The 25,063-nt window shown below is 43.3% G+C and carries 26 protein-coding genes and 1 tRNA gene; 16 read left to right on the top strand and 11 right to left on the bottom strand.

Annotation, left to right across the window (positions count from 1 at the left end; genetic code table 11):
* Nucleotides 1–119 precede the first annotated feature (119 nt).
* The 3 genes from H150_RS0100845 to msrB all read right to left on the bottom strand — a co-directional run bounded on the left by H150_RS0100845 (nt 120) and on the right by msrB (nt 1,764).
* Entirely contained in the window at nt 120–1,007 is an 888-nt protein-coding gene (locus H150_RS0100845; protein WP_019957148.1) for an ABC transporter substrate-binding protein, read from the bottom strand.
* A 226-nt stretch (nt 1,008–1,233) separates the two neighbouring features.
* A tRNA-Ala gene (locus H150_RS0100840) sits at nt 1,234–1,309 on the bottom strand.
* Between the two features lie 59 nt (nt 1,310–1,368).
* Nucleotides 1,369–1,764 carry a peptide-methionine (R)-S-oxide reductase MsrB gene (gene msrB / locus H150_RS0100835; protein ID WP_019957146.1) on the bottom strand — a complete coding sequence of 132 codons (396 nt, stop codon included), beginning with the start codon at nt 1,762–1,764 and terminating at the stop codon, nt 1,369–1,371.
* Between the two features lie 133 nt (nt 1,765–1,897).
* Between msrB and mltG the strand changes: the two genes are divergently transcribed.
* From mltG to H150_RS0100805, 6 genes are read left to right on the top strand one after another with little or no spacing between them, the layout of a single operon-like run.
* The gene (mltG, locus tag H150_RS0100830; protein WP_019957145.1) at nt 1,898–2,896 is read left to right on the top strand and encodes an endolytic transglycosylase MltG; all 999 of its coding nucleotides are present in this window, start codon (nt 1,898–1,900) and stop codon (nt 2,894–2,896) included.
* The gene (tmk, locus tag H150_RS0100825) at nt 2,856–3,527 is read left to right on the top strand and encodes a dTMP kinase (RefSeq protein ID WP_019957144.1); all 672 of its coding nucleotides are present in this window, start codon (nt 2,856–2,858) and stop codon (nt 3,525–3,527) included. The genes mltG and tmk overlap by 41 nt, the downstream gene beginning before the upstream one ends.
* Complete coding sequence (gene holB / locus H150_RS0100820; RefSeq protein WP_019957143.1) at nt 3,524–4,495, top strand: DNA polymerase III subunit delta'; 972 nt, start codon at nt 3,524–3,526, stop codon at nt 4,493–4,495. The genes tmk and holB overlap by 4 nt, the downstream gene beginning before the upstream one ends.
* Nucleotides 4,496–4,864: a PilZ domain-containing protein gene (locus H150_RS0100815; protein WP_019957142.1), complete on the top strand. Its 369-nt coding sequence runs from the start codon at nt 4,496–4,498 to the stop codon at nt 4,862–4,864.
* 4 nt (nt 4,865–4,868) lie between these two features.
* Entirely contained in the window at nt 4,869–5,654 is a 786-nt protein-coding gene (locus H150_RS0100810) for a TatD family hydrolase (RefSeq protein ID WP_026353359.1), read from the top strand.
* Nucleotides 5,651–6,427: an MBL fold metallo-hydrolase gene (locus H150_RS0100805; protein ID WP_019957140.1), complete on the top strand. Its 777-nt coding sequence runs from the start codon at nt 5,651–5,653 to the stop codon at nt 6,425–6,427. Before H150_RS0100810 ends, H150_RS0100805 begins: the two co-directional genes overlap by 4 nt.
* A 56-nt stretch (nt 6,428–6,483) precedes the next feature.
* On the opposite strand, the gene H150_RS0100800 is transcribed toward H150_RS0100805, so the two are convergent.
* Nucleotides 6,484–7,143 carry a HEPN domain-containing protein gene (locus H150_RS0100800; protein ID WP_019957139.1) on the bottom strand — a complete coding sequence of 220 codons (660 nt, stop codon included), beginning with the start codon at nt 7,141–7,143 and terminating at the stop codon, nt 6,484–6,486.
* Between the two features lie 132 nt (nt 7,144–7,275).
* On the opposite strand from H150_RS0100800, the gene H150_RS0100795 reads away from it, so the two are divergent.
* On the top strand, nt 7,276–7,797 hold the full coding sequence (locus tag H150_RS0100795) for a hypothetical protein (protein WP_019957138.1): 522 nt from the start codon (nt 7,276–7,278) through the stop codon (nt 7,795–7,797).
* Nucleotides 7,798–7,876: 79 nt separating this feature from the next.
* On the opposite strand, the gene htpG is transcribed toward H150_RS0100795, so the two are convergent.
* The 5 genes from htpG to H150_RS13440 form a co-directional block, all read right to left on the bottom strand.
* Nucleotides 7,877–9,778 (bottom strand): molecular chaperone HtpG, encoded by a 1,902-nt coding sequence (gene htpG / locus H150_RS0100790; protein WP_019957137.1) that lies wholly within the window; start codon nt 9,776–9,778, stop codon nt 7,877–7,879.
* Nucleotides 9,779–9,984: 206 nt separating this feature from the next.
* A complete protein-coding gene (locus tag H150_RS0100785) occupies nt 9,985–10,329 on the bottom strand; it encodes a hypothetical protein (protein ID WP_019957136.1) in 345 nt (114 codons plus the stop codon).
* A 415-nt stretch (nt 10,330–10,744) separates the two neighbouring features.
* Nucleotides 10,745–10,933: a hypothetical protein gene (locus H150_RS0100780; protein ID WP_019957135.1), complete on the bottom strand. Its 189-nt coding sequence runs from the start codon at nt 10,931–10,933 to the stop codon at nt 10,745–10,747.
* A 310-nt stretch (nt 10,934–11,243) separates the two neighbouring features.
* Nucleotides 11,244–14,339 (bottom strand): efflux RND transporter permease subunit, encoded by a 3,096-nt coding sequence (locus H150_RS0100775; protein ID WP_019957134.1) that lies wholly within the window; start codon nt 14,337–14,339, stop codon nt 11,244–11,246.
* Nucleotide 14,340: 1 nt separating this feature from the next.
* Complete coding sequence (locus tag H150_RS13440; RefSeq protein ID WP_019957133.1) at nt 14,341–15,432, bottom strand: efflux RND transporter periplasmic adaptor subunit; 1,092 nt, start codon at nt 15,430–15,432, stop codon at nt 14,341–14,343.
* Between the two features lie 219 nt (nt 15,433–15,651).
* Between H150_RS13440 and H150_RS0100765 the strand changes: the two genes are divergently transcribed.
* From H150_RS0100765 to H150_RS0100725, 9 genes are all read left to right on the top strand, one after another.
* Nucleotides 15,652–16,683: a PhoH family protein gene (locus tag H150_RS0100765; protein WP_019957132.1), complete on the top strand. Its 1,032-nt coding sequence runs from the start codon at nt 15,652–15,654 to the stop codon at nt 16,681–16,683.
* 15 nt (nt 16,684–16,698) lie between these two features.
* Nucleotides 16,699–17,280 (top strand): DUF4126 domain-containing protein, encoded by a 582-nt coding sequence (locus H150_RS0100760; RefSeq protein WP_019957131.1) that lies wholly within the window; start codon nt 16,699–16,701, stop codon nt 17,278–17,280.
* A 3-nt stretch (nt 17,281–17,283) separates the two neighbouring features.
* Entirely contained in the window at nt 17,284–17,796 is a 513-nt protein-coding gene (ybeY, locus tag H150_RS0100755) for an rRNA maturation RNase YbeY (protein ID WP_019957130.1), read from the top strand.
* On the top strand, nt 17,796–18,632 hold the full coding sequence (locus H150_RS0100750; RefSeq protein WP_019957129.1) for a CorC family transporter: 837 nt from the start codon (nt 17,796–17,798) through the stop codon (nt 18,630–18,632). Before ybeY ends, H150_RS0100750 begins: the two co-directional genes overlap by 1 nt.
* 26 nt (nt 18,633–18,658) lie before the next feature.
* Entirely contained in the window at nt 18,659–19,561 is a 903-nt protein-coding gene (locus H150_RS0100745) for a DUF808 domain-containing protein (RefSeq protein WP_019957128.1), read from the top strand.
* Nucleotides 19,561–21,108: an apolipoprotein N-acyltransferase gene (gene lnt / locus H150_RS0100740; protein ID WP_019957127.1), complete on the top strand. Its 1,548-nt coding sequence runs from the start codon at nt 19,561–19,563 to the stop codon at nt 21,106–21,108. Before H150_RS0100745 ends, lnt begins: the two co-directional genes overlap by 1 nt.
* A gap of 312 nt (nt 21,109–21,420) precedes the next feature.
* Nucleotides 21,421–22,281: an RNA polymerase sigma factor RpoH gene (rpoH, locus tag H150_RS0100735; protein WP_019957126.1), complete on the top strand. Its 861-nt coding sequence runs from the start codon at nt 21,421–21,423 to the stop codon at nt 22,279–22,281.
* A 61-nt stretch (nt 22,282–22,342) separates the two neighbouring features.
* On the top strand, nt 22,343–22,804 hold the full coding sequence (locus H150_RS0100730) for a DMT family transporter (RefSeq protein ID WP_019957125.1): 462 nt from the start codon (nt 22,343–22,345) through the stop codon (nt 22,802–22,804).
* Nucleotides 22,805–22,902: 98 nt separating this feature from the next.
* Nucleotides 22,903–23,244 (top strand): hypothetical protein, encoded by a 342-nt coding sequence (locus H150_RS0100725; protein ID WP_019957124.1) that lies wholly within the window; start codon nt 22,903–22,905, stop codon nt 23,242–23,244.
* A gap of 105 nt (nt 23,245–23,349) precedes the next feature.
* Here the strand turns inward: H150_RS0100725 and H150_RS0100720 are convergent, their stop codons facing one another.
* Nucleotides 23,350–24,144, bottom strand: coding sequence for an ABC transporter ATP-binding protein (locus H150_RS0100720; protein ID WP_019957123.1), 795 nt, complete (start codon nt 24,142–24,144; stop codon nt 23,350–23,352).
* On the bottom strand, nt 24,141–25,046 hold the full coding sequence (locus H150_RS0100715) for an ABC transporter permease (RefSeq protein WP_019957122.1): 906 nt from the start codon (nt 25,044–25,046) through the stop codon (nt 24,141–24,143). The genes H150_RS0100720 and H150_RS0100715 overlap by 4 nt, the downstream gene beginning before the upstream one ends.
* Nucleotides 25,047–25,063 lie beyond the last annotated feature (17 nt).

Raw genomic sequence — 25,063 nt, 5'->3', positions numbered from 1 at the left:
CAAATCACAAAACCCCAAGTCAGCTTTCAATCTGACTTGGGGTTGGTATCAATGTGTACAGATTTCACGTCTCTTACATCAACTTACCTTAACACATTCATGATTACCATGCCATCATCTTACGATGCTTCTTCCAAGCTCGGAAACAACGCATGATAAGCCTCTTCATCAATGATATCGACCTGTAAACCTTGCATATAAGCCCACACAGACAACCAACGCTGCGCGCTTGGTGCGATTTCGGTTTCAAAACGACATAAAGTATCTGTCACAATCGCAGCGGTTAACGCGGCATCGGCTTGAGGCTCAGGATTGTGACGATTCCACAATGCCAAAGCTTGTTCAGGATGGCTTTGCCACGTTTTTACCGCCTCTTGCATGTGTGTAACCAAGCGAGCAATCGCTGCTTGTTTTTCAGGCGCAGCTTGCGCTTGACCAATCAACTCCAAAGCTGAAAAACCCGGAATCCCTGCATCTTTGGTCGTTACCATAATAATAGGCATGCCCAATTCTTTGACCATCACACCTTCAATATTGGCAAATGCCAACCATGCACCATCGGCGCCATTTTGCAAATTGGTGATGTGGTCAAAGCCTTGCTCCAACACTTGAATCTGCTCTTTTTGTACATCCACACCTTGCTTGTAAGCCCAAACCATCACAATGCGGCGGCACAATTCATCGGTCACATCATTGGACACAGGTGAACAAATTTTCACGCTTTCGCCTTGTTCCAAACGACTCAAGACATCTTCACGCAACAACACACCACCATCGGTTTCAAAAAAACAACCGTGCGATTGCATGGCCGCACTGTGTTTTTCCAATAAATGCAAGGGCTCATTGACGACAATATCGACCTCTCCCGTAGCCAAAGCTTCAAAACCATCATAATGATCGTCTGGAGCAATCAATTCAATCTCGTCCTCACTCGCCTCTTGTGCTGCCAACAAAGGCAAATGATCTGGATTTAAGAACCACTCCAATGCAATTTTCAACTGTGCCATTTTTCGCTTTCTGATTGCGTTTTAATGATGAATACAAACACAAATAGCGTGCTTGTCGGCAAACATGTTACAGCATTTTCCATTTAGAGCTGCACACAAAAAAGCGTCCTGTAACAGTATTACAGGACGCTTAAAAAAACCTTGGTCATCGACTCATCACATCACACCATAAGCCGCATTTCAAAAACAAAAAAGACTTGGAATTATCCAAGTCTTTTTGAAATTCTGGTGGAGGTAAGCGGGATCGAACCGCTGACCTCTTGCATGCCATGCAAGCGCTCTACCAACTGAGCTATACCCCCGTTAAGAAGCCGCATATTAGCAAAAAGCATTTTAGTTTGTAAATACTTTTTATAAAAAATTAATCCTGCTTAACAAATTTCATGGCTAAGGAATTGATACAATAGCGTTCTTTTGTGGGTGGTGGGCCATCTGGGAAGACATGCCCCAAATGCGCATCACAGCAACTACAACGCACCTCCTCACGCACCATACCATGACTTTCATCCAAAATACGCACAGTCGCCCCCACTTGCGCCTCATCAAAGAACGCAGGCCAACCACAATGGCTGTCAAATTTGGTTTGATGGGTGAACAACAAAGCATCGCAACACGCACAATGGTATTGCCCCACCTCATGAAAATCATTATAGCGGCCTGTATATGGACGCTCAGTACCCGCCTCACGCGTTATATAATACACATCGTCAGGCAACAAATCACGCCATTGTGAATTGGTTTTATGCACTTTTTCCATGTTAATATTTCCTTCTTTTTCGTGGTGGGTCAGATTTTTTTGAGTCAGATGAAACATGCCAACCTATGACAAAAATAGGCAACACCATCTCAAACGGTACCCAGACTCTTGTTTAATTGAATATTGAGGCATTATGACCAAAAAATGGTTGTTCTTCATCATTGCTGCATTGATTGGCTGCATATTGGCTTTTGCCGCCATGTTGTTTATCCCCAAAAGCAATGATGGCACACAAAAAATCCTGATTAAAAAAGGCGATTCCATCTCCACAATCAGCCAACAATTGGCCAGCAAAGAGGTGATTTACAGCCGTCCATTTTTGGTTTTAAGCAGCCGCTTACTCGGTCGCAGCCAAGTTAGACCCGGACAATACCGCTTGTCAGAAAGCATGTCGACTTGGGACATTTTACAAAAACTCGCTGGCAATCCTGACAGTTTTTATGTGCGCATTCCTGAAGGTTCCACCATCAAAGACATGCGGCGCATCATCAAAAATTTGCCACATTTAGACGATACCACTTCGCATTTGTCTACGGCACAATTCATCCAAAAAATTGATGCCAATGCGCCAGCCGACCGTTATCCAGAAGGTTTGTTCTTTCCCGATACCTATGAATACACGCCCGGCATGAATGATGTCCAATTATTCAAAATTGCGTATGACAAAATGCAAAATGAGTTACAGGACGCTTGGGATGACAGGCAAAACAATTTGCCTTACCAAAATCCATATGAATTGCTCATTATGGCAAGCATCATCGAAAAAGAAACCGCTCATCCCAATGACAGGGAACATGTGGCAGCAGTTTTCGTCAACCGTTTGCGCATAGACATGCGTTTGCAAACCGACCCAACGGTGATTTATGGCATGGGCGAGCGTTATAGCGGTAAAATTTACCGCTCAGATTTGCGCCGTGACACGCCTTACAATACCTATACACGTGCTGGTTTGCCACCCACACCCATTTCATTGCCAAGTACCGCAGCCTTACAGGCCGCTGGCAACCCCTCTTCTGAAAAATACCTGTATTTTGTGTCCAAAATGGACAGCACAGGTGAAAGTTATTTCAGTCACGATTTAAAGGAACACAATGCAGCCGTTAACAAATACATCCGCAAACGCGGCAACTAAACCCGTTTTCATCAGTTTGGATGGTATTGATGGCGCAGGCAAAACCACACATTTAAACGCCATTCAAACTTGGTTTACCGAACAAAATATGCCTTTCATCATGACACGCGAACCCGGTGGTACGCCATTGGGCGAACAATTGCGCAGCTTGTTGTTAGACCCAAAAACCCAAGTGAGCAATGAAACCGAATGTTTGTTGATGTTTGCCGCGCGCCAACAACATTTGCAAGACGTGATTGTGCCTGCCTTACAACAAGGCACTCATGTCATCAGCGATCGTTTTACCGATGCGACATTTGCTTATCAAGGTGGCGGACGTGGTTTACCGTGGGAGAAAATTGCCCAATTAGAACAATGGGTACAAAACGGTATTCAACCTGATTTGACCATCATTTTAGATGTGCCATTAGACGTATCGTTAGAGCGCATCGAACGCAGCCGCGAAAAAGACCGTTTTGAGCAAGAACAAAGCGCATTTTTCCAGCGCGTGCGCGAAGCGTATCACGCTCGTGTGGCGGCTCATCCTGAACGCTACGTCATCATCAATGCCCATCGTGAACGTGAAGAGGTCAAAGCCGATGTCATTGCAGCCGTCAATCGTCTGATGCAAAACCAAGGCGCGAACACATGATTTACCCATGGCAACAAGCCTCTTGGCAACACTTAAGCGCACGCTGGCAAACCTTGCCACACGCGGTGCTTTTAAGTGGACAACAAGGCATAGGCAAGCAAGTATTTGCCCAACATTTGGCACAAACTTTATTGTGTGAACAACCGCTGGCACAACAAGCTTGCCAACAATGTAGTGGCTGCCATTTGTTTGCCCAAAACAGCCACCCTGATTATTTGTTCGTCACACCCGAACAAGATGCCTCTTCTGCCCGCAAACTGGCACAGATTAAAGTCGATACTGTGCGTGAAATTTTGGCATTCGCTCAATTGAGCAGCCACCAAGGTGGCAAACGGGTGGTGGTGATTTCACCTGCAGAGAGTTTGAATATACAGGCCGCCAATGCTTTATTGAAAGTGTTGGAAGAGCCGCCTGAAAACGTTGTGTTCATTTTAATCAGCCACCACCGAGACCGCTTGTTGCCAACTGTTTTAAGCCGCTTGCAAATCATCGCTATGCCCAAGCCGACACCACAAGAAGTGCAAACCTATTGGCAACAACAAGGTTTACAGGCCGATATGGCGCAATTGGCTTTTCATGCAGGCTCGCCCTTACAACAAGAAGACGAAGCGGTGTCTGCCTTGCGTGAGCAATGGCTGCATGTTTTAGCCAAGCCTAGACTATTGGCTTTGTTAGATTTTGCCCATAGTTTTGACCAACAAAAACGCCCTTTGGCCGAAGCCTTAGATTGGTTGTACAAATGGTTGGTTGATGCAGCATTGGCTCAACAAAACGTGAATGCTTTGTATTACCCACAACACCAACAAGCATTGAGCCAATTACCTGCTTATCCAACTTATTTGTGGCAACAATTGGTCGAAAAATTGCATGACTTGATGCCATTTGGACACCACACATTGAATGTTAAGCTACAATTAGAAGACATCTGTATCGACTATTTGAATTTGATGACCACAAAGGAATCTTAAATGGCACAGCAACCGACATCCCCAGCACCCGTACCGGGTAAAATGGTCAAAATGGCTTTGGCCGACCGCACGACCATTTATAACTCTTACATGAGTTTTTTAAATAATGGTGGCGTATTCATTGCCTCTGACGATCATTTTGAAATGGGTGATGAAGTTTTATTGGTTTTGGAAATCGGAGATGCTTTAGAACGCTTTCCACTAAAAACCAAAGTGTGCTGGATTAACCCTAAACGTGGCAGCAGCACCCGTCCTCGAGGTGTGGGCTTGGCCTTTGACAACAGCGATGTTTCTAAAAATGCACGCCATTTAATTGAAAACAATTTGGCAGGTCTTTTAGACTTGCCTCGCGCAACTTATACGATTTAAAACCATGTTAATTGATTCACATTGCCATTTAAACTTCCCCGATTTGATGAACCGCTTGCCAGAAGTTTTGGACAATATGGCAGCTAACGATGTGCGCCAAGCTTTGGCTATCAGCGTCAGCCGCGACACTTATACCCAAGTACAAGCTTTGGCCGATGCACACGAACACATTTTTTGTACGGTTGGTGTGCATCCTGATGAAGAAAATGCGGCCGAATTTTTAGCCGAAGAAATGATTGCTATCGCTCAAGCACAGCCCAAAGTGGTCGGCATTGGTGAAACAGGCTTGGATTACCATTGGTGCAAAGGAGATTTGACATGGCAACACGATCGCTTTCGTGCCCACATTCAGGCCGCCAATGCCACCAAACTGCCTTTGATCATTCACACACGCGATGCAGGTCACGATACTTTGGATGTCTTGCGTGCAGAAAAAGCCCACGGTGGCGTGATTCATTGCTTTACCGAAGATGTGGCTTTTGCACGCGGGGCGTTGGATTTGGGATTTTACATTTCATTTTCAGGCATTGTGACGTTTAAAAATGCCCAACAAATCCAAGAAGCGGCCAAATTTGTCCCACAAGACCGCATTTTGGTTGAAACCGACGCGCCATTTTTAGCACCTGTTCCCAAACGTGGCAAAACCAATGAACCTGCTTACGTCAAACACACCGCAGAATTTTTAGCACAATTGCGTGGCGAAACTTTTGCTGAAGTAGAACAATATTCTTGTGACAATTTCTACCGCTTGTTTGACCAAGTTCCTCGCATCGACAAGGCTTTCATATGACAACTAGCATCACACTCACTGTTTTAGGCTGTGGCAGCTCTTCCGGCTGTCCTGTGATTAATTGTGACTGTGACACTTGTCAAAGCAATGCACCGCAAAACAAACGCAGCCGCTGCTCGGCATGGATACAATCGGATGATGCCTCTATCATCATTGACACAGGTACTGACTTTCGCAGCCAAGCTTTGCGTGAAAAAATTCCCCGTGTCGATGCCGTTTTATACACCCATCCTCATGCCGACCATTTAAACGGCTTGGATGATTTGCGCGCTTTTTGTTACAAACAACAAGCGGCCATTCCCATTTACGGTCATCGTTATACCTTGTCAAATATCGAAAGCCGTTTTGATTATGCGTTTTTACAACCCATCAAATTTTGGGACAAACCTGTTTTAAAAGCACACCGTTTACAGGACGCTCAAACCGTTATCGGTTTGCCTGTGCAAGCATTTGAAGTGCCACATGGACGCTGGACGGTTTCTGCTTTTCGCATTGGCAATATTGCTTGGTTGACCGATTTAAACGACATCAGCGATGAGGTGATTGCGCAATTGCAAGGCTTGGATTATTTGTTTTTAGATTGCTTAATGGACAAACCATACCCAAGCCATTTGAGCGTAGAACAATCGTTTGCTTTTGCCAAACGCATCGGTGCCAAACAAACTTATTTAATCCACATGACCCATTCTTTAGAATACCATGCGCTACAAGCACGCTGTCCTGAAAATGTATTTGTCGCTTACGATGGTTTGAAAGTCACCAGCGTCCTGTAAAAAAATAAGTGTTACAAATAAAAAACGATGCCAAAGCATCGTTTTTTTTATCGTGATTAATCTACTTTAGGATAATACGGATTGCCCCACAAAGCCTCTTTAGGATGGCTCATCATGATTTGTAAAAACAATGGCAACATATCAGACAAAATTCGCACTGCATCTTTCAGTTGCGCGCGATTGACACCGCTTAAATGAGTCGAGCCACCATGAAACACTTGATTGCGCAAAGTATACAAGCGTTCAAACACCACAAATAAAATCGTCGAAGTGTCTTTGTCTCGCAAAGCATCGTGGCTGCGGCGGCGTGCTTTGCTAAAAGCGTCTTGCCAAACTGCATCGCTGATTATACCGTTGTGATGATTCCAAAAAGGCTGAAACACATATTTGGAATCCAATAAATTGCGAATGCTGCTTGAATAAGTCTGCCAAACCAAATGGTAAATGTCATCATTATTGACACTGCAAATTTTCAGCAAAAAATCTCTGAAACCGATTTTATCTGCCGAAGGCAACGTATTTTGTGCGTCATGTGCATAAGCGGCATTAAAAGCCACCCACAAACACATAAAACGCACATCCAAATCCTCGCTGCGCTCGGCTTGCCTAAGCCAACTCAAGCTGCGATGAATGCGCAAACGCACAGGTTCTGACAAATCCATTTTACATTCAGCATACACATTTTCTACTTCGCCAAAAACATCTATTTCCCCCATCACTCGCTCCTTTACCCATTATTCATTTTTTAATCAAACCACCTTAATGACTTTGGCATTTATTTTCAAGTACCAACATCCACACTTTTACTTTATGATAGGCAATTAACTGATTTTTAAAAGAGATTGGTCATGAAAAAACATTTATTGGGTTTCACATTGCTGTTAAGCTTGCCGATAATGACATGGGCAAATCCTGCTTTAAGCACTGTGTCACCTGCTCAAAAAAGAATTTCCAAAAACCATATTCCAAAAACCTACCAAACCCAATGGCAAAAAGCCGAAAATCGCAACACATGCGCGCCATTGGTCTTACCATCTACTGCACCCTCGCACATCAAAAATGCCAGCATCCGTCCTGCTTCTTTTCATGGCGGTTGGGGCATTGCTTACGATTTACCCAACAAACGCAGTGCTTACGGCATTGCTGGCGCAGGCATCACAGGCAGTTTGGAGGATGTAAGTCGTTGGTCGCAATACCACGTTTGGAATGATGGCAGCGGTGCGGGCTGGGGCTTGGAAGGCGATACTGGACCGGGTCATTTGGCATATGTATATTTGAATACACAAGGCTGTTTGTACAATGTTTGGAGCAATGTTAGTGAAACACATTTGATTAATATGCTTAATGATTTACGCTTAACAAGGCATTAAAGCGTCCTGTAATACAAAAAAGCGTCCTGTAAATGTTTACAGGACGCTTTTGCATCACCTACTTAAAAACCCATTCATCTTAAGAAGCGTGCGCAGCCACCAGCAATTGGTTCATACGCTTAACAAAGCTGGCTGGGTCTTCCAATTTACCACCTTCAGCAAGCAAAGCTTGGTCGTACAACAATTGTGACAATTCCGCCTGAATCACACCATTGCCTTCATTGGCCAAACGCTGCACTAATACATGTTCTGCATTGATTTCCAAAGTCGGTTTCGCGCTTGGCATTTGGTCTGCTGCACCTGCTTGCGCCAACATACGCTGCAAGTTTTGGCTCATATCAAATTCACCCACCACCAAACACGCTGGGCTTTCAGTCAAACGCGTGGTGGCGCGAACATCGGCCACTTTGTCACCCAAATGGGTTTTGATGGTTGCCACCACATCTTTGGCAGCTTCTTGGGCTTTTTCTTGTTCGGCTTTGTCTGCTTCATTGGCCAAATCGCCCAAATCCAATTCGCCTTTAGACACGCTCGCCAACTTCTTGCCTTCAAACTCAAACAAGCTACCCACCACCCACTCATCCACACGGTCGGTCAACAACAAAACCTCAATGCCTTTTTTCAGGTAAATTTCCAAATGTGGGCTGTTTTTCGCTGCCGCATAAGTCTCAGCAGTGATGTAGTAAATCTTGTCTTGGCCTTCTTTCATGCGTTCAATATAGTCTGCCAAAGACACGTTTTGCGTGGCATCGCCACCTGCAGTCGATGCAAAACGGCACAAGCCTGCCAATTTATTTTTATTCGCAGCATCTTCACCAATGCCCTCTTTGAATACGCTACCAAACGTGTTCCAGAAGGTGGTGTAATCTTCAGCTCGATTTTTCGCTAAATCTTCTAACATCGCCAAGATTTTTTTCACCGCACCAGCACGAATTTGATCCAAATCGCGGCTTTGCTGCAAAATTTCACGTGAGACATTCAATGGCAAATCGCTGGTATCAATCACGCCTTTGATGAAACGCAAATACATCGGCATCAATTTTTGTACATCATCCATGATAAACACACGTTTGACATACAATTTTACGCCACCTTTGGCTTCGCGCTCATACAAATCATACGGCGCAGCTTTGGGCACATACATCAAGCCAGTGTATTCATGCTTGCCTTCAACACGGAAATGCGACCATGCCAAAGCGTCCTGAAAATCATGTGAAATGTGTTTGTAAAATTCTTGATATTGCTCGTCGCTGATATCATTTTTGCTGCGCGTCCACAAAGCTTGGGCTTGGTTCACAGCTTCCAACTCTTCCGCATGAATGATATTGCCTTCGTCATCGTATTGCGGTGCTTGCTTCATCAAAATTGGTACAGAAATATGATCGCTATACGTGGTTACAATGCGGCGCAAAGTCCAATCGCTGAGCAATTCGGCTTCGGCCTCTTTAACGTGTAAAGTAATGCTGGTACCACGCTCTGTTTTTTCAATCGCTTCAATCGAAAACTCGCCATCACCACGACTCACCCAACGCACCGCTTCATGAGCTGCTGCACCTGCACGACGGGTTTCCACTGTCACTTCATCAGCAACGATGAAAGCAGAATAAAAACCCACGCCAAATTGACCAATCAAATTAGCATCTTTTTTGGCATCCCCTGACAATTGCTCAAAAAAGGCTTTGGTACCTGATTTGGCAATCGTACCCAAATTCTCAATCACCTCTTCGCGACTCATGCCGATACCATTATCACTGACAGTAATCGTTTTGGCTTCGACATCACAAGTCACAGTGATTTTCAAATCACCATCATTTTCCAATAAAGCAGCTTGATTCAAAGATTCAAAACGCAATTTGTCCGTCGCATCGGCAGCATTGGAAATCAATTCACGCAAAAAAATCTCTTTATTGGAATACAAAGAATGAATCATCAATTGCAATAATTGTTTGACTTCAGTTTGAAAACTTAAGGTTTCTTTCATGAATTCCCTCGAAAATATGAGCTGTGACAAAGATAGAACTTAAATAAGGCATCAACTAAAAATTTCAAGAGACTGAACATGCATATTTGGATTTTTCGAGGCTACAAAATAAAAGTGCTTTGCCTCACGGCAAAGCACTTTTCAGATTTATTTGCATAAACATTAACCTTTGTAATATTCAAAAATCATCAAGGTTATAACTTTGATTATGCATTTTCAGAGCCTGATCCCATAACACAATACACTGGTAAATTGGTAAATGTAGCTAAATGTATTGCAGTAAATGAATATGATTCTGCATAGTATTTTACAAACCCATCATCTGAATATACTAAGTACCCGTCTGTTAAATTTTTCATACGCAACGCTAAACGAGCGACCAACAAACGTACCTCAGGTACTTCTGTATTACCTAGGCTTAATACTTGGGGTAAAGGTTTCAGAGCTACTTTGCCAGTTGCCATATTTTTCTGAAAACCAACAGAGTAAATTTCTGAATAAGGAGGCTTAGCAAGCATCAAAGTCTTTACTTTTCTAATCACGGTATCCATAGGTTAAGCTATTTGCCTTTCTTGAGAGAAATTGAAATATTTCATAAATTAAAACCACGAATCAACACCATTTTTTATGAAATTTCAATATATAAAATAATCATATTTAAAAAATCTGAGTTGGTAATAATGGTTCTTTTCCTAACGACAACAAAATGATAAATAACGATAAATTAAAAAATAACAATTACTTTATTATATTAACCGTACTGCATATTATTCATATTGACTATATAAATAATTGATACAAATCAAAATCTGTAACAAATCCTTTCTCAAAGACACAAGAAAGAAAAATTTAATACAATCAAACACATAAATTATTAAAATAATATATTAAAATTATAGCTATATATCATCGAAAATCCAAATAATACCTTTCTTCAATAGGGTTCAACCTATCCCCAAAAGTCTTTTACACATCTAGATGAATTTCCACTTTAATGCTGTTGATTTTTTCATTCATATCTTCTTTATTAAGATGTAAAACTGATATCAATCCATCAATTTTCACACCAGTCTCACTCTCAAAATCATGTATCAATTGAGCGACGTTTGTTTCTAAATCTTGTTTACGCTGCCGTAATTCAGAGATTTTCAACATTTTTTATCCTTCCACATCTATTTTTAAAACATTGCCTGAAATAATGTTAAGAAAAAATCATTTTATTGGAGATTCGCAAAGCAATATAAGTTCTTAATTAATGATACTTTTTACATAAACCATTCAATTCATTAAGAAGTTAAATACATCAAGATAAAAAATGCAATAAATTAACAATTACATACCCTTTTAAAACCAATTTTCCACATTGTAAGAATTAGTTTTAAAAGACAATAAAAACAACATATTCTATATAAATATTTTCAGTGTGGCTTAAAACAACTTCCGTCAAAATATTAATTAATATGCTTTATCTCCGACCCAACAAGCGATGCATCCGTTCACGTAAACGATCAAAATAAACATACACAATCGGTACAACAATCAAAGTTAAAATAGTAGAAGTAATCAAGCCACCAATAATGGCAAATGCCATAGGCTGGCGAGTTTCTGAACCATCACCCGAACCCAAAGCCAATGGCAACATGCCAAAAATCATCGCCAAACTGGTCATGACAATCGGACGCAAACGCACCTTGCCCGCTTCCACAATCGCATCCATCTTTTCCATACCTTGATTCACTCGCGCATGGTTAATGAAATCAACCAACAAAATGCCATTTTTCGCAGCCAAACCCATTAACATCACAATGCCAATGATAGAGAACATGTTCAATGTATTATTTGTTACCCATAGGGCAACAAAAACACCAATAAAGATTAACGGTAATGACATCATGATGGTTACAGGCAGGGTAAAACTTCTGAATTGCGCGACTAAAATCAAATAAATGAAAATGATGCCCAAAGCCAAAGCTTGCAATGCATAAATGCCAGACTCTTGCATGTCTTTACTGGCGCCTTCTTGCACAAATGTGACACTGTCTGGCAAATCCAAATCAATTTTCAAAGCATCGATTTGACTGAAAATATCACTAGGATTGTAACCATCTGCAATATTGGCAGTGAAATTGACTTCACGTTGCAAATTAACACGATTGATTTGACGAGGGCTCACACCTTCTTGCACAGAAGCGATGGTATCCAAACTGATCATGCGCGTTTGCCCATCACTGCCCGTTGCGGGAATGGTGATTTGCTGCAATAACTCACTGCTGCGTGCTGCTTCAGGAATGCGCAATTGCACGTTGTAACTGTTACCATCAGACGCTTCCCAACTGGATGAACGCTCACCTGCAAACATCATTTTCATGGTATCGCCCAATACAGCCAAATTGATTCCCAATGCTGACGCAGCATCTCTATCAATGACAATATTCAAAGACGGATCGGCATCGGCTTCGCTGTTTTCAATGTCAGTGACCCCTGCGATTTTATTCAAAGCGGCCTGAACCTCTTTGGCAGCCAACATCAAATCGTCACTATTATTGCTGCGCAAACCCACATTAATGACTTTGCCACCAGGACCTGCCTGACCCATCGCTTCAATCGACGTGATTTCAATACCTGCCACAGGTGCCAAATCCGTACGAATAACACGCATCAATTCATGAATGTCACGTTCACGCTCGTTTTTATCACCCACATTCACACTAAGCGAGCTATTGGTTTTACCATTACCAAAACCTGCAGCACCCACATCCGCAGCCACACTCTGCACCTCTGGCAAACGGCTGATAAGATTTCGCACTTCCGTCGTTTTAGACATGGTGTATTCCAAGCTAGAGCCTGGTGCCGTTTTAAAAGTAATTTTGATTTTGCCACGGTCTTGTTGCGGCATGAATTCACCACCAACCATGCCACTCACCACTAAGCCAAAGCTGGCGATCATCATCAAACCAACCACAGACAAAACCTTGATAGGATGTTTCAAACACCAGCGCAACCAAGATGTATAACGCTCAGCCACATCATCAACCCAACGATCAAAACGATCGACCAAACGCCCTAACCAACTGCGCTTGACATTTTTTGGGTCATGCCAAATGCTTGACAACATGGGGTCTAAACTCAAAGACACCACCGTAGAAATGACGATGGCAGCAGCCACAGTCAAACCAAATTGATGGAAGAACTTGCCAATGATGCCATCCATATAACCAATCGGCAAAAACACTGCCACAATACACAAAGTGGTCGCCAAAACAGCCAAACCAATTTCTTGAGTGCCATCCAAAGCAGCTTGATAATGGCTTTTGCCCATTTGCACATGACGCACAATGTTTTCACGCACCACAATTGCATCATCAATCAATAAACCCACTGCCAATGACAATGCCATCAATGTCATCAAATTGATGGTAAAACCCATCAATGAAATCGCCCACATCGCCCCAATCAAAGACACAGGCAAAGTCAAACCTGTAATCACCGTAGAACGCCAAGTGCCCAAAAATAAAAATACAATTAAAACCGTCAACACCACACCTTCGATCAATGTATCGCGTACTTCATTGACCGAACGGCGCACCTCTTCAGATTGGTCATAAGTATAAACAGCTTTCAAATTTGCAGGGCCACGAACCATTTCTTGATCCAGCATGGCTTTGACGCCATCTGCCACATCCACCACATTCGCACCGCGCGTGGCACGAATGTTCAGCGACACCGCAGGCTCACCATTCAAAGTAGCAATACTCAAAGCCTCAGCAATGCCATCGCTGACATCAGCCACATCACTGACACGAATCAAACTGCCGCCACGCTCAGCCACCACAATATTGGCAAATTGCAACGGATCTTTGATTTTGCCACTGACACGAACCGCCATTTCATTACCGTTTTGCATGACCGTACCAGATGGATAATCGCTATTGGCAGCACTGATGGCTCGACTGACATCAGCCACATTGACATTCAGACTGCGCAGTTTTTCAGGTTTCAAAGCAATCGAAATTTGACGCGTGGTTCCACCGACAATTTCTACTTCACCGACACCAACAACCGTTTGCAAACGCTTTTTCAATACGTTTTCTGTCCAATCGGTCAACTCACGCAAGCTGACCGATTGCGTACCCAAAGAAATATTGAGCATAGAGGCATCCATAGGATTGAATTCAGATACCACGGGTGTATCAATATCACGGTCAAAACCACCGCCAACCGTACCAATTTTGTCTCGTACGTCCTGTAAAGATTTAGCGGTATCCACATCCAACTCAAACTCGGCAATCACCACAGATGAGCCTTCAAATGAATACGAACGGATATTTTTCACACCATTGATAGTATTGAGCGCCTCTTCAATCGGTTTGGACACATCGCTTTCAACCACTTCAGGCGAAGCACCTTCATAAACAGTTGACACCATCGCCACTGGAAAACGCACATCAGGGAATGCCTCTACTGGCAATTTGAACATCGAGAAAAAACCCAACACCACAGTTGCCAACACAAGCACTGCTGCAAAATAAGGGTTATTAACACTTAGTCGGGTCAACCACATATTATTTACCCGCCTTTGGCAACGCCACCGCATCACCCACTTTCACACCCAGCAACTCTGTACGCAATACATTGGCACCTGCAGACAAACCATCAATAGCCAATAATCCACTGGTCGTATCTTGTAAAACAATTTTGATATTTTTTTGCGCCAACACACCATTTTCAACCACATATACAAATGGTGCTTGCTCTAGATTGCGCACAGCCAATTGTGGAATGACCAAAGCATTGTCTAAGCTTTGCAATACCACTTTGCCTTGTGCAAATTGACCGACTTTCAGGACGCCTTCGGGATTATTAACATGGATAAAAACTGTGAATTGGCGGGTCGCTGCATCTGCTACGGGGTTGATTCGTACAATGCGGCCTGTATGGCTTGGCGCACCCACAGCCACTGAAAAAGACACCTCCTGCCCCACACGCACAAAAGCCACTTGTTCAGAAGAAACCGTTGCAGCAATCTCCAACACACTCACTTGCGCCAATTTTAAAATTTGTCCACCAGCGGGTAACAATTCACCTGCATTGACCAATTTTTCATACACCACGCCAGTAATCGGCGCTTTCACACTCGCATCGGCTTGATTTTTATTCATTTTAGCCAATTCCGCTTGTTGTACTTTGTGGTTACCCAAAGCCACCTGATATTCGTTTTGAGCTTGCTCCAAAGCCAATTTGGAAACAAATCCTTTTTCAAACAACACTTGTTGTTGCTTAAGTTTGGTATTCGACAAAGCCAAATTGGCACGGCTGTTATCCACTTGTGCTTGCAAAGATTGTACATTTTGGCTGACCGCTTGGTTGTCCATCACTGCCACCACTTGCCCTTTTTGCACCTCATCACCTTCAGCGACCAACATCTTCGCTACCGTACCACCAGATTCAGCACTGACTATGGCTTCTTGCAACGGCCTTAACGATCCTGTAAAAGCAATGGTTTGTTCAAAATTTTGTGGTTGGATTTGTACCACATCAGCTGCCGATAATTGCTTGATGACCGTGGTTGTTTCATTAGAAGCTTTTTCACTACTGCACGCACTCACCAACCCAATGCAACAAACCAAAACCAACATCATCAAATTATTATTCATTTTTACTATGATTCTTTCTCAAAAATAGCTTCAGCATCGGCTTTTCATTGCAAAACCATGCAAATGCCTCACCATCAGGCAAATAAACGTAACTTTAAGCAAATAGACGCAGACTGTCACATGATTTATCAAGTGCTTGCATCGTCTTCAGATACAAAGCAACATCAAGGACAATACCTGCTGTGGTAAAATCAATTCTCATTCTAATAAGGATACACCATGAGCATGTCAACCACGTTTTCACTTACAGGCGAAACCCAAATCACATTACAACGCCTGTCTGGTGCAATGGATGCCCATTTTGAAATTTTAGGCAAAACTTTGAACGTGGAAATTCGCCGTGGTGCAGATGAATTATTGGTACGTGGTGATGCTGCCGAATTGGCAGTTTCTTGTTTACAACAATTACTGTCTTTGGCACAGCAACGCGACCTGAATGACAGTGATATCCAGCTGGTCATTGTTGCAGCCAAAGCCCAATCGACAACTGAAATGATTCCAAATCAATGGATTGAGAACCAGCGCAGCCAACAAGAGCAACGCGAATCCAATCCTTACAGTTTCAAAACCCGTCGCGGCCAATTAAGCGGTCGCACACCACGCCAAAATGGCTATATCAAGGCTTTGCTCAACCATGATGTGGTCTTTGGCTTAGGGCCTGCAGGTACGGGGAAAACTTATTTGGCAGTGGCCGCTGCTGTCGATGCAATGGAACGCCATTTGGTCAACCGCATTGTGTTGGTACGACCTGCCGTAGAAGCAGGCGAAAAATTAGGTTTTTTACCGGGTGATTTGACACAAAAAGTTGATCCTTATTTGCGCCCTTTATACGATGCTTTATATGAATTGATGGGTTTTGACCGTGTGAGCAAATTATTAGAAAAAGGTCTCATTGAAATCGCACCATTGGCATACATGCGTGGTCGTACACTCAATTCCGCTTATGTGATTTTAGACGAGGCACAAAACACCACACCTGAACAAATGAAAATGTTTTTAACGCGCATTGGCTTTGGTGCCAAAGCGGTGATTACAGGCGACTTGAGCCAAATTGATTTACCACGTCATATCAAATCAGGTTTGCGCGATGCGCGGGATAAATTGTCACAAGTCGATGGTTTGTATTTCCACACGTTTACCAGCGAAGATGTGGTACGTCATCCATTGGTACAAAAAATCGTTGAAGCCTATGACCAAGCAGCAGACACAGACCAACAAACCCATCCATCGGCCTCTAAAAGCGGCCGGTAAAAGGACAAAGCCATTATGGAAACCTTACTCAGTATCGTATTAGGTATCGGCTTAGCAGCTGCGGCAGGTTTTCGGGTCTTTGTACCTTTGTTTGCTCTGAGTTTGGCAGGATTTTATGAAGTGTTGCCGATGAATGAACAATGGCAATGGCTCAATTCTCCTGTGGCTTTAACGGTCTTAGCAGCGGCCTGTATCATAGAAGCGCTGGCTTATTTGATTCCTTGGTTTGACAATTTACTCGATACTTTGGCCATCCCATTAGCAGGTCTGGCTGGCACTGCCATCATGGCTTCTACTGCCATGGATTTACCACCGGTGTTCACTTGGGCATTGGCCATTATTGGCGGTGGCGGAGCAGCGGCAACGATTAAAGGCATCAATGCCAGTGCCAGAGCCACATCGACCGTAACCACAGGTGGTATTGCCAATCCAATTATCTCGATTGGCGAAACCATCAGCGCGATTGTATTGGCCATTTTATCTATTTTTGCCCCATTTTTAGCACTTGCGGCTTTGTGTTTTTTAGCGTTTATTTTGTACAAAACATGGCAAAAAATCCAAGCTCGCCGTACCCAAACATTGACTGAAACACTTTAAATTATGAAAAAAGCCAAAACCTTTCCTTTTCTAGCCATCCAAAAACAACGTTTACACTTGCATGTGGACAATGCCTCTAGCGCCCAAACGCCCACTGAGCAAGATTTTTTCAAATGGGCATGGCAAGCCATGAAACCATTTTACCGTCATGCAGAAATCAGCTTGGTATTATTGGATACAGAAGACGCACAAAGTTATAACCGCGATTACCGCGAAAAAGACTACGCTACCAATGTCTTGAGTTTCGCTCACGATGAATTGGATTTGCTATCAGGCCAACAAAGCAACACTTTATATGGCGACTTGATTTTGTGCCCACAAGTGATTGAACGTGAGGCTTTAGAACAAAACAAACCTTTAAAAGCCCATTACGCACATTTGACCGTACATGGCATGTTACATTTGATCGGTTTCGATCATATTGAAGAATCTGATGCTGAGGAAATGGAAGCGCTTGAAATAAGCATCTTGCATCAGTTAGGATATACCAACCCATATTTACAGGATGAACAATAATGGACGAAGGCTCGTCGAAGAAACCCAACTTTTTTGAACGCATTTTAAGCCGCTTAAGCAATGACACGCCAGAAAGCCCAGCAGAAATTTTAGACGTTTTGCGTCTGGCTGCTGACAATGAAGTGGTTGACAAAGAAACCCTAGAGCTTCTAGAAAATGTGTTGGATTTTGCCGATTTAGAAGTGCGTGATGTGATGGTCACTCGCAGTCAAATGGATGTCATCAAAGCCAATGACAGCATCGAACGCATCATCGCTTACGTACAAGAAACCTCACATTCACGTTTTCCCGTGATTGGCGAGGACAAAGACGAAGTATTGGGCATCGTCCATGCCAAAGATTTATTACGCTTTTTTGGGCAACCTGAACAATTCCAGTTGGCCAATATTTTGCGCCCTGCCGTATTTGTACCTGAAAGCAAATCACTGACCAATATCATGAAAGACTTCCGTGCACAACGCAATCACATGGCAGTCGTGATTGATGAATATGGTGGCGTATCAGGTTTGGTCACTTTAGAAGATGTGACCGAAGAAATCATGGGTGACATTGAAGACGAATTCGATTTGGATGACAACGAAGATCAAATTTTCGCCATCAGTCCTGAACGCTTTCGCGTCAATGCTACAACAGAAGTCGAAGATTTCAATGAGTACTTCAAAACTCAATTTTCTGATGAAGAAGTCGATACCATCGGTGGTTTGGTCATTCAAGAATTTGGTCGTTTACCTGCACGTGGTGACAAAATCACCATTGGTGATTGGACATTTACCATCGCCCGCGCTGATGCCCGTCGTTTGCATGTGTTATTGGTCACGCCCAACACAGAAGAATGATGTTTTAATAAGTTAGGAATATAATTATGGCAGGCTCTTTACTTCTTTTATTAGACGACATTGCAGCTGTTTTAGACGATGTATCTGTGATGACCAAAGTCGCTGCTAAAAAAACCGCGGGCGTGATTGGTGACGATTTGGCATTGAATGCCGAACAAGTCACTGGCTCTTCTGCCCAACGTGAATTGCCCATTATTTGGGCAGTCGCTAAAGGTTCTTTTTGGAATAAAGTAGTATTGGTGCCTGCTTTTCTAGCTTTGTCTTATTTTTTACCATTTTTAATTGGTCCGATACTGATTATCGGTGGTGCTTTTTTAGCGTTTGAAGGTGTCGAAAAAGTATTGCACAGCTATCACAAATACAAACAAAAGCGCCAACCCGCTGTTCACTCTTCTGAACCTATCTCGGATATGGCTTTTGACGAATCCGCCAAAATCAAAGGCGCCATTCGTACCGATTTTATTTTATCAGCCGAAATCATTGCCATTAGTTTAGGTACAATGGCCACCGCACCGATTTTGCAACAAGCTTTGGCGTTATCCGCCATCAGTATTGCCGTTACCGTTTTGGTTTATGGCTTGGTTGCTGGCATTGTAAAAATTGATGACTTAGGTTTTTGGATGAAAACCAAAGCCTCTGCTTTCTCAAAAAAATTAGGCTCTGTATTAATTAGCTCTACACCTTATTTAATGCGCACTTTAAGTATCGTCGGTACTTTTGCCATGTTCTTAGTAGGCGGTGACATCATCGTCCACAATCTGCCATTTTTAACCCATTTAGCACACAATCTCGAACATATCGGCAGTGGTTTCACCAATATTCTAGTAACCAAAGGTTTTAGTATTCTCATCGGTGCCATTGTTGGTAGCATCATTGTATGGATTGTGCACATGATACAAAATCTACGTGGACAGAAAGCTGCTCACTAATGCCCCAATCTTTGTTACAACGCCTCGCAAGCAGTCCAATTATGGGCGCATTGCTGATGGTCATTTCAGCGGCCTTAACCCCTTTTGCTTATGCACCTTATCGCCTGTATTGGCTAATGCCTATTTTATTGGCAGTCATGCTCATTGTGGCATTTTGGCATGAGCGCTATCGTTTGCGCTTGGTCTATTTATGGGCATGGGTGACTTATTTTGTGCAATGTTATTGGATTAATACAGCATTACATGACGTTTCAGGTTTGCCTTTGCCAATTTCCATCCCTTTGACTGCTTTATTGCCGATGTATTTGGCACTGTATCCGACATTAACCATTTGGTTATGTGAAAAAATCCGCCTACCTGACAGTGGCAAATTACTGTTGGTTTTTCCCGCTGTTTGGACCTTAACCGAATTTGTACGCGAGCGCGCCTTCACAGGTTTTGGTTGGGGAGCATTAGGCTATACGCAAATTGCCGAATCACCTTTGGCTGGTTACGCCCCTGTCAGTGGCATTGCTTTGGTCACATGGGCCACTGCATTGATTGGTGCAGCAATAGCAGGTCTTATTTTATGTAAGCCGATTTGGCAAAAATCGTTACATGTCGCTGTCAGCATGTTGATTGTCGCCATAGGTGTCAATTTATCACAACACCATTGGACAGAAAGAGATGGCACCCAAGCCAGTGTGGCTCTATTACAAGGCAATATTCCACAAACTTTAAAATGGGAGCCTGAAGCTTTTGCGCATACCATACAAGTATATTATGAATTGCTCACACAAGCTGAGGCTGACATTGTCATCATGCCTGAAACCGCCATACCCCTCATGCGCCAAGACTTACCCGAAGGCTTATTAACCCAATTTGTGAATACGGCACATAGACAAAACGCCGCTTTGGCAATAGGCATACCAGAATACACGCATACAGGCCGCCAATATTTAAACTCAATCATCAATTTTAGTTCATTTGATCCTGAAAAACCCGATCAAGCCTTGCCCACTTACAGCAAAAACCATTTGGTGCCATTTGGTGAATTCAAACCACAAGGCACACAATGGCTATATCAGATGATGAACATGCCACTGGCAGACTTCAGTGCTGGTGGCAAAAATCAAGCACCATTGGCATTGGCCAATCAGAAAATAGCTTTTAACATTTGTTATGAAGACAGCTTTGGTGATGAATTGATTGCCTCAGCCCAACAAGCTTCTTTACTGTCCAATGTCAGCAATATGGCTTGGTATGGCACCTCCCACGCCATGGATTTACAATTGCAACAATCCCAAGCTCGAGCTTTAGAATTAGGTCGCTATATGGTGCGCGCCACCAATACAGGCTTAACAGCGGTGGTGGATCCGAAAGGTCATATTGTGTCTTTGGCACCGCGCGATACCCAGCAAATTTTGACCACCACCATTCACGGTTATCAAGGCGAAACCCCATATATGCGCTTAGGTGGTACTTGGCCGTTGGCGATTTTGCTCTCGGTTTGGTTGTTGATATTATTTATTTACAGTCAGTTTAGACCAAACCCTCAGTCATATTGATATTTCTAATCGGTCTTGCATTTTTATGTCAAATACGTAATGATATTTAAACAATGCAAGACCGAATATTTCTATATACCCACTCAATATTTAGTATTTCTGCTACTTTTTTCAGTCTGGTTCCGTCTGTCTTGCGCACTTTTTTAATACAACATTAACACTTAAGCTTTAACTTAATTTAATGAAACTATCAGACTTGCCAAAAGTCTTAATAAAAGTTAAATTTATGTTACAGCAATAAGATAGCGTTGGTTTTATGCTACACTCAGTTGCTTGCATTATGTCTCATTGAAAGATAAGGACAATACATTGATGAACCCAGCTTTTGCTTTACCTGTACCCAGCGGTCATTCAACTTTGGAACAGTATATTCACACAGTGAACAGCATTCCATTATTGAGCGCAGAGGAAGAGCATGACTTGGCCGAACGTCATGCTTTGTATGATGATTTAGAAGCGGCAAAAAAAATGATTTTGTCGCATTTACGTGTCGTTGTTTCTATTGCACGAGGCTACGATGGTTATGGTTTAAACCAAGCAGATTTGATTCAAGAAGGCAATATCGGTTTGATGAAAGCCGTGAAACGCTTCGAGCCTAGCCGTGGTGTGCGTTTGTTTTCATTCGCTGTGCATTGGATCAAAGCCGAAATCCACGAATTCATTTTGCGCAACTGGCGCTTGGTACGAGTGGCAACTACCAAGCCACAACGCAAATTGTTCTTCAATTTGCGCAGCATGCGCAAAAATATGAATGCTTTGAGCGACATCGAAGCGCAGCAAATCGCCGACGATTTGGGCGTCAAATTGTCTGAGGTGTTCGAGATGGAGCAACGCATGACCGGCAAAGATGTGGCCTTGTTATCCGACAGCGATGACGATGAAGACAGCTTTGCACCCATAGATTGGTTGACCGACCACAACAGCGAACCGACACAAATCTTGGCGCAAAAAGCCCATCACCAATTGCAAACCGAAGGCTTGCAAACTGCCTTGGCACAATTGGATGACCGCTCACGCCACATTGTCGAATCTCGTTGGTTACAAGATGATAGCGGCTTAACCTTACACGATTTGGCCAGCCAATACGGTGTATCTGCCGAACGCATTCGCCAAATCGAAGCCAAAGCATTGCAAAAATTGCGTGGTTTTTTAGGCGAAGTCGTTCCAGCATAATCCTGATTAATGACAAGCGTCCTGTAAACTTACAGGACGCTTTTTTTATGAAAGAATATTCATGCAATGGTTATATCTGAGCATGGCTTTGATAGCAGGTGTTTTGCTTTCCACCCAAGCTGCCGTCAACAGCCAATTGGCAAAATCCCTACTCCAGCAACCTTTATTGGCTGCATTCATTTCTTTTTTAATTGGCACATTGCTGTTGTTCAGCATTGTGTTATTCAAAGGTCAATTGCCGACACTGCAATTGCTCCCACAACAAGCATGGTGGAAATGGACGGGCGGCTTGATGGGCGCATTTTTGGTTTGCTCTAGCATCATTGTTGCGCCTAAAGTCGGGGTTGCCAATATGTTGTTGTTCATCATCATGGGTCAATTGTGTGCAGGTTTACTCATTGATCATTATGGTTGGCTCAACATGCCGCTCAAACCCATAGATTTGAGCAAAATTATGGGCATGGGCATCATCATATTGGGCTTGTTGGTATTTTTCTTTGGTCACAAATGGTTGAAATTTTAAAGTATTTTTCACCGATACCAGACACCACCTGTCCCCATTTTGATTACAATAAAGCCATAAATCTATTTTTCTGAAACTTGATTTAGGAAAACACCGCCATGAAACTCTCTTTAGTGTGTGCAATCATTGGGCTATCGCTACCAGTTTCCGCATGGGCACTTAGCCAACAAGACGTTGATTTTGCCAATCGTCAATGCGCCCAACGCCAAGACCCACAAAAATGCCAAACCGCTCGTGACTTGTCCAAAGCCTATAACGAGCAGCAACGCAACCGCTTAGAATACGATGCTGCGGTGCGTGCAGGTCAACCCATGCAAGGCAGTGTGCGCATTGAAACCAATGTGTATGGCGGTGACAATCGAGGTGCTTACCATTGGAACAGTCGCCACAAAAAATACTGCCACCACAATAGTGATGGCAGTGTGTTCCGCTGTTATTAAGCGTCCTGTAAAAATGCAAACAAGCGTCCTGTAAAGATTACAGGACGCTTATTTTTCATCCATCAATCCAATATACAAGCTGAATTGATTTTATTCACTGCATGATTAGCTTAACAACAACGCATCATCCGCCAATTTTTCACCACTGGTTTGGTGGAACAATTGAATCAAACCTGCTTCATCCATATTGGCACGTTTGTCACCCGACACATCAAAAATCACCTGACCTTGATGCAACATCACCGTACGATGACCATGATCCAAAGCTTGGCGCATCGAATGCGTCACCATCATTGCGGTCAATTTGTTCTCGGTAATGATTTTATCGGTCAACTCCAATACAAATGCAGCAGTTTTCGGGTCAAGTGCGGCAGTGTGTTCGTCTAACAATAAGATTTTTGAAGGCTGCATGGCTGCCATTAACAAACTCACTGCTTGACGCTGACCACCTGACAACAAACCCATACGGTCTGGCAAACGGTTTTCCAAACCCAATTGCAACACGCTCAAACGCTCACGAAACAGCTCACGCTTGTCTTTGTCCAAAGCCAATTTTAAGCCGCGCTTTTCGCCACGACTCAAAGCCAAAGCCATATTTTCTTCAATGGTTAAAGCTTCACATGTGCCTGCCATCGGGTCTTGAAACACGCGAGCCACCAAATGCGCTCGTTTGTAAGCCGGTAAACGGGTCACATCTTGACCGTCAATGACAATACTGCCTGTATTGACCAACAAATCGCCACTGATGGAATTTAAGAAAGTCGATTTGCCCGCACCATTAGAGCCGATCACAGTGACAAATTCGCCCTCATTGATGCCCAACGTCATGCCACGCAAAGCACGGTTTTCAATCGGTGTACCTGGGTTAAATGTCAGGCGTAAATCAGTTGCTTGCATCATGATGGTTTACCCACTTTCTTAAAGTAACTTTTGATTTGCGGGAAACGCAATGCCAATACCACGAGCAAAGCCGTCACCAAATTCAAATCTTGCGGGCCAAAACCCATAGAGCGCAAAGTGTCGCTGCCCAAAGCCAAAGCAATAAACAAACGATACAACACCGCACCAATCACCACCGAAATGGTAATCAACAAGAATTTCTTAGACGGAATCAACGTTTCGCCAATAATCACGGCAGCCAAACCAATCACAATCGTACCGATACCAATCGAAATATCCGCACCACCTTGGGTTTGTACAAACAAAGCACCGCCTAAAGCAATCAAACCATTGGACAAAGCCATGCCTAAAATGACCATTTTATTGGTCGACACACCTTGCGCACGCGCCATACGTGCATTGGCACCTGTCGCTCGCATTGCCAAACCTGTTTGGGTAGAAAAAAACCAATCCATCAAGAATTTAGCCGCAATCACAAAACCCAAAATCACCAATGGCTGTATCCAATATTGGCTAGCAAAATCATCGCCCACAAAACCACTGTACACGCTGGCCTCACCAATCAGTGGTACGTTGGGCGAACCCATAATGCGCAAGTTGACCGAATACAAAGCCACCATCACCAAAATACCTGCAAGCAATTGCAAAATCTTCAAAGACACATGCATCCAAGCTGTCAACATACCTGCCAGAGCACCTGCAATCACAGCCACACCACAAGCAAGCCAAGGATTGACACCATTGACAATACAAACTGCCGCCACCGCACCACCTAAAGGGAAAGAGCCATCGGCAGTCAAATCAGGAAAATCTAAAATGCGAAACGAAATGTATACACCCAAAGCAACCAAAGCGTAAATGAGGCCCGTTTCCAAAGCCCCGAACAATGCAATCATGGACATAAGGATCTTCTTTGTCT

The sequence above is a fragment of the Vitreoscilla stercoraria DSM 513 genome (assembly GCF_000382305.1).
GTDB classification, from domain to species: domain Bacteria; phylum Pseudomonadota; class Gammaproteobacteria; order Burkholderiales; family Neisseriaceae; genus Vitreoscilla; species Vitreoscilla stercoraria.
This window is presented reverse-complemented; position numbering and strand designations above follow the sequence as displayed.

Bases quoted from the DNA above. Each gene is read 5' to 3' on its own strand.
- H150_RS0100845 (WP_019957148.1), bottom strand. From the start codon at position 1,007: ATGGCACAGTTGAAAATTGCATTGGAGTGGTTCTTAAATCCAGATCAT.
- msrB (WP_019957146.1), bottom strand. From the start codon at position 1,764: ATGGAAAAAGTGCATAAAACCAATTCACAATGGCGTGATTTGTTGCCT.
- mltG (WP_019957145.1), top strand. From the start codon at position 1,898: ATGACCAAAAAATGGTTGTTCTTCATCATTGCTGCATTGATTGGCTGC.
- tmk (WP_019957144.1), top strand. From the start codon at position 2,856: ATGCAGCCGTTAACAAATACATCCGCAAACGCGGCAACTAAACCCGTT.
- holB (WP_019957143.1), top strand. From the start codon at position 3,524: ATGATTTACCCATGGCAACAAGCCTCTTGGCAACACTTAAGCGCACGC.
- H150_RS0100815 (WP_019957142.1), top strand. From the start codon at position 4,496: ATGGCACAGCAACCGACATCCCCAGCACCCGTACCGGGTAAAATGGTC.
- H150_RS0100810 (WP_026353359.1), top strand. From the start codon at position 4,869: ATGTTAATTGATTCACATTGCCATTTAAACTTCCCCGATTTGATGAAC.
- H150_RS0100805 (WP_019957140.1), top strand. From the start codon at position 5,651: ATGACAACTAGCATCACACTCACTGTTTTAGGCTGTGGCAGCTCTTCC.
- H150_RS0100800 (WP_019957139.1), bottom strand. From the start codon at position 7,143: ATGGGGGAAATAGATGTTTTTGGCGAAGTAGAAAATGTGTATGCTGAA.
- H150_RS0100795 (WP_019957138.1), top strand. From the start codon at position 7,276: ATGAAAAAACATTTATTGGGTTTCACATTGCTGTTAAGCTTGCCGATA.
- htpG (WP_019957137.1), bottom strand. From the start codon at position 9,778: ATGAAAGAAACCTTAAGTTTTCAAACTGAAGTCAAACAATTATTGCAA.
- H150_RS0100785 (WP_019957136.1), bottom strand. From the start codon at position 10,329: ATGGATACCGTGATTAGAAAAGTAAAGACTTTGATGCTTGCTAAGCCT.
- H150_RS0100780 (WP_019957135.1), bottom strand. From the start codon at position 10,933: ATGTTGAAAATCTCTGAATTACGGCAGCGTAAACAAGATTTAGAAACA.
- H150_RS0100775 (WP_019957134.1), bottom strand. From the start codon at position 14,339: ATGTGGTTGACCCGACTAAGTGTTAATAACCCTTATTTTGCAGCAGTG.
- H150_RS13440 (WP_019957133.1), bottom strand. From the start codon at position 15,432: ATGAATAATAATTTGATGATGTTGGTTTTGGTTTGTTGCATTGGGTTG.
- H150_RS0100765 (WP_019957132.1), top strand. From the start codon at position 15,652: ATGAGCATGTCAACCACGTTTTCACTTACAGGCGAAACCCAAATCACA.
- H150_RS0100760 (WP_019957131.1), top strand. From the start codon at position 16,699: ATGGAAACCTTACTCAGTATCGTATTAGGTATCGGCTTAGCAGCTGCG.
- ybeY (WP_019957130.1), top strand. From the start codon at position 17,284: ATGAAAAAAGCCAAAACCTTTCCTTTTCTAGCCATCCAAAAACAACGT.
- H150_RS0100750 (WP_019957129.1), top strand. From the start codon at position 17,796: ATGGACGAAGGCTCGTCGAAGAAACCCAACTTTTTTGAACGCATTTTA.
- H150_RS0100745 (WP_019957128.1), top strand. From the start codon at position 18,659: ATGGCAGGCTCTTTACTTCTTTTATTAGACGACATTGCAGCTGTTTTA.
- lnt (WP_019957127.1), top strand. From the start codon at position 19,561: ATGCCCCAATCTTTGTTACAACGCCTCGCAAGCAGTCCAATTATGGGC.
- rpoH (WP_019957126.1), top strand. From the start codon at position 21,421: ATGAACCCAGCTTTTGCTTTACCTGTACCCAGCGGTCATTCAACTTTG.
- H150_RS0100730 (WP_019957125.1), top strand. From the start codon at position 22,343: ATGCAATGGTTATATCTGAGCATGGCTTTGATAGCAGGTGTTTTGCTT.
- H150_RS0100725 (WP_019957124.1), top strand. From the start codon at position 22,903: ATGAAACTCTCTTTAGTGTGTGCAATCATTGGGCTATCGCTACCAGTT.
- H150_RS0100720 (WP_019957123.1), bottom strand. From the start codon at position 24,144: ATGATGCAAGCAACTGATTTACGCCTGACATTTAACCCAGGTACACCG.
- H150_RS0100715 (WP_019957122.1), bottom strand. From the start codon at position 25,046: ATGTCCATGATTGCATTGTTCGGGGCTTTGGAAACGGGCCTCATTTAC.